The 1635-nt window shown below is 38.6% G+C and carries 2 protein-coding genes; both read left to right on the top strand.

Going from position 1 to position 1635, the window contains the following annotated elements:
- The coding region (locus E1171_RS01650; RefSeq protein WP_155203437.1) for a sugar transferase at window positions 1-452 on the top strand (452 nt) is incomplete at its 5' end.
- Window positions 409-1590 carry a DegT/DnrJ/EryC1/StrS family aminotransferase gene (locus E1171_RS01645; protein WP_155203435.1) on the top strand — a complete coding sequence of 394 codons (1182 nt, stop codon included), beginning with the start codon at window positions 409-411 and terminating at the stop codon, window positions 1588-1590. The genes E1171_RS01650 and E1171_RS01645, both read left to right, overlap by 44 nt.
- Window positions 1591-1635 lie beyond the last annotated feature (45 nt).

The following is a 1635-nucleotide window of genomic DNA, read 5'->3' as shown; positions in this document are numbered from 1 at the left end:
AAAATAACAAGGCTTTTTTAATCTGGAAATTCAAAACCATGATTGAAAGTCAAGAGAGTAATGGGAAACTATTAAAGGACCATCAAATAATAACCAAACTAGGTTCCTTCCTTAGAAGAACCTCCCTCGACGAACTCCCTCAACTGTTAAATGTTTTAAAAGGAGATATGTCCCTAGTGGGTCCCCGGCCCCTTTTACCTGAATACCTCCCCTTATATACCGAACGTCAGAAAAGAAGACATGAAGTAAAACCAGGTATTACTGGATGGGCTCAAATCCATGGCAGAGATCAAATTTCATGGGAAGAACAGTTTGAGTTAGATCTCTACTATGTAGAAAACCAATCTTTTTGGCTGGATTTGAAAATAATAATGCTTACTTTTCTTCGTCTTTTTCAAAAAAAAGTAGATGGAGGGATTAAAAGAGGAAAATTTAAAGGAAACCAGACCTAAGGCCAAAATCAATGAGGATAGGATATGGCTTTCTCCTCCTCACATGGGGGGGGAGGAAAAAGCATTAATCACCGAGGCTATTGATTCCAATTGGGTGGCGCCTGGAGGACCTTTTTTGAGGAAATTTGAAAAAGTTCTTTCTAATTTTGTTCAATGCCAATCATCCCTTGCCCTTTCTTCCGGCACGGCGGCTTTGCATTTGGCCCTTCGACTTTTGGGTATAAGGCAAGGGGATGAAGTGATTTGTTCCTCTTTCACCTTTACGGCTTCTGCCAACCCCATTTTATATCAAGGAGCTACTCCCGTTTTTATCGATAGTGAACTGGAAACTTGGAATATGTGTCCCAATGCTTTGGAACAGGCTGTTCAATCTCGAATCGTAAATGGGAAGAAGCCCAAAGCTATTATTTTGGTTCATTTATATGGTATGCCTGCTAAACTGGGAGAAATCATTGATATTTCTAAAAAATATAAAATTCCTCTCATTGAAGATGCTGCCGAAGCATTGGGCTCAAATTATAAAGGAAAGGCCCTAGGTACTTTTGGCCAAATGGGTATTTATTCTTTTAATGGAAACAAGATTATCACTACTTCTGGGGGAGGAGCTTTGGTGTCCGAGAATCCGGATTTAATCAAAAAAGCACTTTTTTTTGCTACTCAGGCCAAAGATGGGGCTCCTCATTATGAACATTCTCAATTGGGCTATAATTATCGTATGAGTAATGTTTGTGCTGCTATTGGAGTAGCTCAAATGAAGGTACTTTCTGAGCGGATTAGACGGAGAAGGGAAATTTATGCTTACTATGAAAAGCATTTGTCTGTTATTAAGGGAATTGAATTTTTGCCTGAACCAAAAGGCTTTTATTCTAATCGGTGGCTAAGTTGTATCTTGATTCATCCGGAATATATAAAGGGGGTGAATAGAGAACAACTTCGGCTTAGACTCTTACGCCATAATATAGAGTCTCGTCTCCTTTGGAAACCTTTGCATTTGCAGCCCCTCTATCGAAATTTCCCTTATTTTGGGAATAAGTTTTCAGAACGTTTATTTGAAAGGGGGCTATGTTTGCCTTCAGGATCTGCTTTAACCAAAGACCAGTTGGACTTTATTATTGGTATCATTAAGGAGAGTTTTTAGAAATGTTAATGCTTCGATACTCATTATTAAATTATATTATTTCCC

It is taken from the genome of Xanthovirga aplysinae (assembly GCF_009711365.1).
Classification (GTDB): Bacteria; Bacteroidota; Bacteroidia; order Cytophagales; family Cyclobacteriaceae; genus Xanthovirga; species Xanthovirga aplysinae.
The sequence above is the reverse complement of the archived record's forward strand: the minus strand, read 5'-3'. Positions and strand labels throughout refer to the sequence as shown.